6 protein-coding genes and 2 pseudogenes are annotated in these 8,081 nt (G+C 32.7%); 6 read left to right on the top strand and 2 right to left on the bottom strand.

Annotated features, from left to right (window positions below):
• Nucleotides 1–5: 5 nt before the first annotated feature.
• From G574_RS12030 to G574_RS11420, 5 genes and pseudogenes are all read left to right on the top strand, one after another.
• Nucleotides 6–188 carry a CPBP family glutamic-type intramembrane protease gene (locus tag G574_RS12030; protein WP_425423295.1) on the top strand — a complete coding sequence of 61 codons (183 nt, stop codon included), beginning with the start codon at nucleotides 6–8 and terminating at the stop codon, nucleotides 186–188.
• 553 nt (nucleotides 189–741) lie between these two features.
• Nucleotides 742–2,232: a primase C-terminal domain-containing protein gene (locus tag G574_RS0110305; RefSeq protein WP_084677603.1), complete on the top strand. Its 1,491-nt coding sequence runs from the start codon at nucleotides 742–744 to the stop codon at nucleotides 2,230–2,232.
• A gap of 157 nt (nucleotides 2,233–2,389) precedes the next feature.
• Complete coding sequence (locus tag G574_RS11675; RefSeq protein WP_000713595.1) at nucleotides 2,390–2,560, top strand: hypothetical protein; 171 nt, start codon at nucleotides 2,390–2,392, stop codon at nucleotides 2,558–2,560.
• A 13-nt stretch (nucleotides 2,561–2,573) separates the two neighbouring features.
• Nucleotides 2,574–3,191: a recombinase family protein gene (locus tag G574_RS0110295; protein ID WP_001062587.1), complete on the top strand. Its 618-nt coding sequence runs from the start codon at nucleotides 2,574–2,576 to the stop codon at nucleotides 3,189–3,191.
• Nucleotides 3,191–4,138 (top strand): annotated as a pseudogene (locus tag G574_RS11420) (DNA topoisomerase); the annotation flags it as partial. The gene G574_RS0110295 and the pseudogene G574_RS11420, both read left to right, overlap by 1 nt.
• A gap of 684 nt (nucleotides 4,139–4,822) precedes the next feature.
• Here the strand turns inward: G574_RS11420 and G574_RS0110285 are convergent.
• Both G574_RS0110285 and G574_RS0110280 read right to left on the bottom strand, forming a co-directional pair.
• Nucleotides 4,823–5,470, bottom strand: coding sequence for a type A-7 chloramphenicol O-acetyltransferase (locus G574_RS0110285; RefSeq protein WP_002331392.1), 648 nt, complete (start codon nucleotides 5,468–5,470; stop codon nucleotides 4,823–4,825).
• 129 nt (nucleotides 5,471–5,599) lie between these two features.
• Complete coding sequence (locus tag G574_RS0110280; RefSeq protein ID WP_002331393.1) at nucleotides 5,600–6,538, bottom strand: replication initiation factor domain-containing protein; 939 nt, start codon at nucleotides 6,536–6,538, stop codon at nucleotides 5,600–5,602.
• Nucleotides 6,539–7,028: 490 nt separating this feature from the next.
• On the opposite strand from G574_RS0110280, the pseudogene G574_RS0110275 reads away from it, so the two are divergent.
• Nucleotides 7,029–8,081: pseudogene (locus G574_RS0110275) on the top strand (DNA topoisomerase); the annotation flags it as partial.

The following is an 8,081-nucleotide window of genomic DNA, read 5'->3' as shown; positions in this document are numbered from 1 at the left end:
TTTCTATCATTGTTACTTCTTTAGTATTTTCTTTTAGCCATGATTATCAAATTACACTTAGTACTCAGTTAATCAGTTCTATATTTTATGGACTAGCTTATTATTCGACTAAGGATATTAGAGTGCCTAGTATCATACATTGTTTGCACAATTTCGCAGTAGTTATGGTAGTTATTTTGCTGGGATAATCCGACAGAATAACATTATTAATGAAAAATAGAGAATAAAGAATGCCTATACTAGAGCGTAAAATGGCTCAGGGTATATATGGCAAAGAGCGATGTTCATTTTTTAAGATTATTATTTCAAATAGGACCACCTACATTTAAATATCAAACTGTAGGTGGTCTTCTTTTATAAAATAATCAATAGTGTGATTTGATTTAGGAATGTAGTTTATTAGATTTCTAAAACTGTATCATATCAAAATACAATTTGCGAAAAAATCGAAATCGTTGTATAATGGTTTTAGTTAAAATCAAAGAAAATAAAAAAGACTAGCCCAGAAAAATGTCGCCAAACATTTTTCTAGGAGCCTCGTTGATAGCCAACCCTATCAAGCGAAACTACTTCTAGTACAATTTTTTATTAATTTCATTATACCACAAAATTGTGTAAAATGAAGTGACTTAATAAAGTGTACTAAGATTTCTCAAAAAAATCAAGTAGTTGAGAAAAAAAAGTGGAAGGTATCGACGAAAAGTTGATACCTTTTTATATTTTTCTAAGAAAGGAGGAGAGATGAATATCAATATTGAAAAGATTCATCAAATGATTTTAAAAGATGGACTAAGACAATTCAAATTTAAAAATAGTAAGCATGAGAATACTCCTTTCGAGGAACAAAAGGGAGCTATTTTTGGGTACCGTAGCAAAAAGAATATGATTGCCGGAAGAGGGATTGTTCTCACATCGATGGAAGCTGTTGAAGAGAATCAGACAGTGTTTACTCATTGGACACCTAATGTTTATCGTTACGGGACATATTCGCAAAAGAAACCTCGTATTACAAAGGGACATAGTGAGAATAATCTTCGCCAAATTAACGCTTTCTATATCGATTTTGACTTTAAAAATCAGTCAGAGAATATCAATTTCAGCGACATTCTAGTATCATCTTTAGATTTAGGATTCATGCCAACTTTAATTTTAAAAACAGAGAATGGTTATCAAGCCTATTTCATCTTAAAGGATGCTGCTTATGTAACAGCTGCTACTGAATTCAAAGTTGTAAATGTTGCAAAGATGATTTCTCAGAATATCAGAAATCATTTTATCAAGGATTTGCCGGTTGATATGACGTGCAATCATTTTGGTATCGCACGTATTCCTCGCGAAGATAACATAGAGTACTTTGATCAAAATAATGTCTATACCTTTGCTGAATGGTTTAACTGGTCCATGCAACAAGATGATTTAACGTACTCTAAGAAACCTGATCTTCTTGTACTATCAGGAACTGAAGGTCAGAAACAAATTGACGAGCCCTGGTATCGTCTTCTTAAGAATACCTCGAAAATTCGTGGGGAAAAGGCTATTATGGGTCGCAATAACGTTATTTTTACGTTAGCTTTGGCCAACTATGCTTCAGGAGTTGCTTATAGTGACTGTATGGAAGAACTCAGTGATTATAATGCAGAGTTAGAAGTTCCTTTGAAGAAAAATGAACTCAAAAAGACAGTAGCAAGTGCTTATTCTGGAAAATATGAAGCTGCTAACAGAGATTTTATCAAAATTTTATGTCAAACTTGGGTTAGCTCTGATTTGACAACAAAAGATTTATTCATTCGTCAAGGATGGTATAAGTTCAAGAAATCACGTGATCAACGTCAACGCAGTCACTTTTCAGAATGGAGAGAAGACTTTTGGAACTATATCAAGCAAAAAACAAACTCAGATAGTCCATATCTGAGAGTGAAAAAGAAAGAAATTACAGCTGCAATTGGTATTCCAGAACGTTCTCTAGATTATGTTTTAAAGACACTGCAGTCAGAAGGGAGGATTCTATATTCATTTAAACGTGGTCGCCAAGGAGGGATTATCCTTGCTTCTATTTCGAATATCGCTCTCTCATTGATTAGTATGAATAAGAAAGCAAGAGAAGCGTATTATACCGCTTTATCACATCTTCTAGGAGTAAGTAAGAGTATTCTAATCAAACTATTAAAACGAGCGATTACGGAGCTTATAATGCCCGTATCAAGCACACTATTTGAACTTGATACAGGATAAGCAATAAAACACGCAAACTGCCATTACATTATATCTATGATAGTTGTCCTGGGGAGTGGAGGACAATAGGGTATACCTATTTGTCCTAATATGATTTTAGCAGTATAATTGACTTGGTGAATAGGTCATTTAAGTTGGGCATAATAGGAGGAGTAAAATGAAAAAATTTATTTATCGAGTTTTAGAAAATGACGAAGTGGTGGCTATTTTTAATGAGCAACAATATGCGCAAGATTTTATCGCTTACGAAAAGACAATTTCTGATAAGCAATTTGAAATTGAAAAAGTAGATATTGCTGATTGGTTATTGCAACCGAGAGAATTTTAGAGGTTGGTTGAAAATGGCTAAAATTGGTTATGCACGTGTCAGTAGCAAAGAACAGAACTTAGATCGGCAATTACAAGCGTTACAGGGCGTTTCTAAGGTCTTTTCAGACAAATTAAGCGGTCAATCGGTCGAACGCCCACAATTACAAGCTATGCTTAACTATATTCGTGAAGGGGATATTGTTATTGTTACTGAATTAGATCGATTAGGACGAAATAATAAAGAATTAACAGAATTGATGAATCAAATTCAAATTAAGGGGGCAACCCTGGAAGTCTTAAATTTACCCTCAATGAATGGTATTGAAGATGAAAATTTAAGGCGTTTGATTAATAGCCTTGTCATTGAATTGTACAAGTATCAAGCAGAATCAGAACGAAAAAAAATTAAGGAACGTCAGGCACAAGGAATCGAAATTGCTAAGAAAAAAGGCAAATTCAAAGGTCGTCAGCATAAATTTAAAGAAAATGATCCACGTTTAAAGCATGCTTTCGATTTGTTTTTGAATGGTTTATCCGATAAAGAAGTTGAAGAACAAACTGGAATCAATCGCCGAACGTTTAGAAGGTATCGAGCAAGATATAACGTGACAGTCGATCAAAGAAAAAACAATGAAAAGAGGGATAGTTAATGAGTACGGTTATTTTAGCTGAAAAACCAAGCCAGGCATTAGCCTACGCAAGTGCTTTAAAACAAAGCACCAAAAAAGACGGTTATTTTGAGATCAAAGACCCACTATTTACAGATGAAACGTTTATCACCTTTGGTTTTGGGCATTTAGTGGAATTAGCAGAACCAGGTCATTATGACGAAAAGTGGCAAAATTGAAAACTTGAATCTTTGCCGATTTTTCCTGATCGATACGATTTTGAAGTTGCAAAAGATAAGGGAAAGCAGTTTAAAATTGTTGCAGAACTTCTCAAAAAGGCAAATACAATTATTGTTGCAACAGATAGCGACAGAGAAGGTGAAAATATCGCCTGGTCGATTATCCATAAAGCAAATGCCTTTTCAAAAGATAAAACATTTAAAAGACTATGGATCAATAGCTTAGAAAAAGATGTAATCCGAAGCGGTTTTCAAAATTTGCAACCTGGAATGAATTACTATCCCTTTTATCAAGAAGCGCAAACACGCCAAATTGCCGATTGGTTGATCGGCATGAACGCAAGCCCTTTGTATACGTTAAATTTACAACAGAAGGGCGTACAAGGTACATTTTCACTAGGACGTGTTCAAACGCCCACCTTATACCTTATTTTTCAGCGCCAGGAAGCCATAGAGAATTTTAAAAAAGAACCTTTTTTCGAGGTGGAAGCTAGTATAAAAGTAAACCAAGGGTCGTTTAAGGGCGTTCTAAGCCCCACACAGCGTTTTAAAACCCAAGAGGAGCTTTTAGCTTTTGTTTCTTCTAAACAAGCTAAAATAGGCAATCAAGAGGGGATAATTGCTGATGTTCAAACCAAAGAGAAGAAAACGAATAGTCCGAGTTTGTTTTCTTTAAGTAGTTTGCAATCAAAAGTCAATCAGCTTTATAAAGCGACAGCGAGCCAAACTTTAAAAGCTATTTCTTTTTTAATAACTTAAAAATAAACTTAATGTAACAGCAAGCACAGTCAAGGTATACACCTTTGACAAAAAATAGCACATTCTCTATCGAAAATTTTTGCTTATTTTTTAAATTATTTTGGGAAATTTTCCCAATCCCTTTTTCTAACTCAAAAAATATAATCACTCAAAATTTAAAAGGGCGCACTTATACATCATTTTAAAAAATTGATGTATAAGTGCTAAGTTCAAAACAAAGGGCGCACTTATACACGATTTTCAATCTTGTATATTTCTAACGAAAAGCGTGCGCCAAAAAACCCCCTTCGTCAATTTTGACAGGGGGCTTTTTGATGTAAAAATTTCTATCGAAATTTAAAAATTCGCTTCACTCATGTTATAAAGACTTAAAATAAAATAACTCTTTAAAATCTTTTGCTAGTTGTTCTTCAATATTTTTTATTCGGTGCATCTTCCAAGTAAAGTATAACACACTAGACTTATTTACTACGTTTCATAAGTCATTAATGCGTGTGCTCTGCGAGGCTAGTTTTTGTGCAAGCACAAAAAATGGACTGAATAAATCAGTCCATAAGTTCAAAACCAAATTCAAAATCAAAACCACAAGCAACCAAAAAATGTGGTTGTTATACGTTCATAAATTTTATGATCACTTACGTGTATAAAATTAAATTCACTTTCAAAATCTAAAAACTAAATCCAATCATCTACCCTATGAATTATATCTTGAAATTCATTCATAAATAGTGAAGCATGGTAACCATCACATACAGAATGATGAAGTTGCAGAGCAACTGGTATATAAATTTTATTATTCTCACTATAAAATTTACCTATCGTAATAATAGGCAATAAAAAGCTGCTATTGTTACCAATATTTAAATTAAATGAACTAAAATCAATCCAAGGAATCATTGAAATCGGTATGGTGTTTTCAGGTATCGGTTTTTTAGGAAACATTTCTTCTTTATCTTTATATTCAAGCAAGTCATTTTTATAATTATTATAAAAAGAAATGAAGTTTTTATCAGATTCAGTCCAAATGTTAGTAAATTTTTCAGTTTGCTTATTAAAAACTGTATACAAAGGATTTAACTTATCCCAATAACCTAATTTATTCTCACTATTAATTCCTGTTCTAAACACTTTATTTTTATTTACAACTTCCATAATTGCATAAATTAAAGAGGGATAAATTTCATATCCTTTCTTTTTTATCATATCTTTAAACAAAGTAATATCAATTTCTTTAGTAATGCTATAAGTAGTTTGCTGATTAAAATAGTGTTCAAAATATTCTTTTCTATCCCAATTTTCTAATTCAATAATATTAAAAGTCATATATAACTTCCTCCTAAATTTTAAATTTTTATATTTAGGAGGAATAATCCTCTGATTTTTTCATACGTTATGTCACCTCGTAAATATTAATTATACTGAATTAGCAATTTTTATCAAATAAAACTTATTTTACTTCCAAAACCTAAATTCACGTTGCCAAAAATCAATCTGCTTTTGCAATTGTTTTTCGTTCGCTTTTAAAGTCGATTTCATTAATTCCGTTAAATCAATTGGAGATATTTCTCTAATCAATTTTTTAAATTTAGTCTTAGTATTCTTACTTAGCTTTCCCCACATACTTTCTTCATGCAACAAAGTATAAACCATAGCTTGCTCATTAATTTTTTCTAAAGTAGCCCACGCAGGTTTCAAGATGTGTAAATCATTAAAACAATCATTCCAGTAATCAACCATATCTCTTTTTAATTCAACTTCTACACGCCATAAATGTTCAGACACAACTTCAACATCTGCGTTATCTTTACGTTCTTGTTTTTTATTATAAATTCTAATAAATCTATCACTATCACGGACACCAAAATATTTTGTTTCTGGCTTGCCATTACGACCATAAAAAACAGTTTTCTTAACTGCTTTATCAGTCATTGCATAGTAATCGCTCAAATCATCTTCAAAATCAAAAGCTAAGTCTAATCTTGTAAAACCGTCATCTTCCATGTAGTCGATAATATTTTGTTTTAACCAAATCATTTCTTCATGTGTGAGTTTATTGGGATTAAATTCAACACGCATATTACGTCTATCCCAAGTATCTGCTTTTACTTTGTCATATTCGATATAAACTTTTTCTTGAAGTGCCTTAGCTTTAAACTTTGTTTGAAGTATATCCCAAAGTCGTATTTGTGGCTCTACACTCATAAAGTCAGATAGCTTTTTAGCATTAGTTTTGTTCAAATTTCCAACGATTGTCATGGCATCAAAACTTAATGCGGGTTGAGATTTTCCCAAAGTTTGACCACTTAACCGGCTATTACTTAACCGGCTATTAGAGACGGCCGGTTTTTTTAGTGAGATTTCTGCAGCTAATTTTTCATCAATTTTCTTCATTTTTTATCGCTCCTAAAATAATTTTTGGAACGAAAAAAGGACGAGTGGAATCGCAAAATAAATTTCGCCTGTATCCATTCGTCCATTTTGTTTTGTATTCAAAATCAAAAATTGATATACTAATCATCGAATGAATAACAAGTGTGGTTTGTTATTCCGGGCGAGAACGTTGGTAGCGTTGCTCGTCTTTTTTTATGTCTTTTTTTCGTTAAAACTATTTTAAAACTAAATATATCTTAAAGCAAATAAATTCAAGGGGCTAAAAGCGCCCCTTAAAAACCCCTTGCCTCTGAAAAGTTTTGTGTTTCCTTTCCGTCGGTTTCAAAAGCTAATTTACTCAAAAAAATAGATCAAGGGTAAATGCACTCACTGCGTTCGCCCTTGAGCTATTTTATTTCGCAAATTTTAACGCATTTGCCGACGAAAAGATAAAACACATAAAAATATACGCAGATATATTTAAAACGTCTTAGAACGCAAAATTTTACGTTTAAAAGCTATGCAAGGACTGTATGAAGCAAAATTATTGAGTTATCCAAGAACAGATACACCATTTATTACAGAGAACGAATTTGCTTATTTAAAAGCGAATTTTGGCAAATATAGCGGTTTTTTAGGACTTGATCTTGAAATGGTTCAAACAGAGCCTAGAAAGCGTTATGTGGACGGTAGTAAGGTACAGGAACACCACGCCATTATCCCAACAAAACAAGTACCTACCGAATCTGCATTAGCGAAAATGGACGATTTACAACGAAAAATTTATGCTTTAGTCGTTAAAACGACCGTTGCCATGTTTTTACCTGATTACTTGTATGAAGAAACCAAGATACAAACGAAAGTAGCTGATTTGCTGTTTCAATCGATCGGAAAGACACCAAAGCAAGAAGGGTGGAAAATTCTTTTCAAACAACAAACCAAAGAAGAAAAAGAGGACGTTCAAACGTTACCACTCGTTATCATTGGCGAACGTGCCGAAGTTGGTGTTAAGAGTGTTGAAAAAGAAACGCAACCGCCAAAAGCTTTTACAGAGGGTACATTATTAACTGCTATGAAAACGGCGAATAAAACGGTTGATGATGAAGAAGCAATCAAGATTTTACAAGAAGTTGAGGGGATTGGAACAGAAGCGACAAGAGCAAGTATTATTGAAGCGTTAAAACAAAAAGAATATATCCAAGTGATTAAGAATAAGCTTGTTGTAACTGAAAAAGGAAAATTATTGTGCCAGGCAGTTGAAAGTCAGCACCTTTTAACGAGTGCTGAAATGACGGCTAAATGGGAAACGTATTTAAAAAAAATCGGTAAAAGAGAAGGCAATCAAGAGAACTTTATTACGAATATCAAAAAATTCATTGTTCATTTACTGGAAGCTGTACCTAACGATATAGAAAAACTAAATTTTTCTGATTACCAGGAACAGAAAGAAAAAGAAGCAGAAAAAAGTATTGTAGGAAAATGTCCTAAGTGTGGCAACAATATTGTATTAAAAAAATCGTTTTATGGTTGTTCAAATTATCCTGAATGTAAGTTTACTTTAGCT

The organism is Streptococcus hyovaginalis DSM 12219 (assembly GCF_000420785.1).
Classification (GTDB): Bacteria; Bacillota; Bacilli; order Lactobacillales; family Streptococcaceae; genus Streptococcus; species Streptococcus hyovaginalis.
The sequence above is the reverse complement of the archived record's forward strand: the minus strand, read 5'-3'. Positions and strand labels throughout refer to the sequence as shown.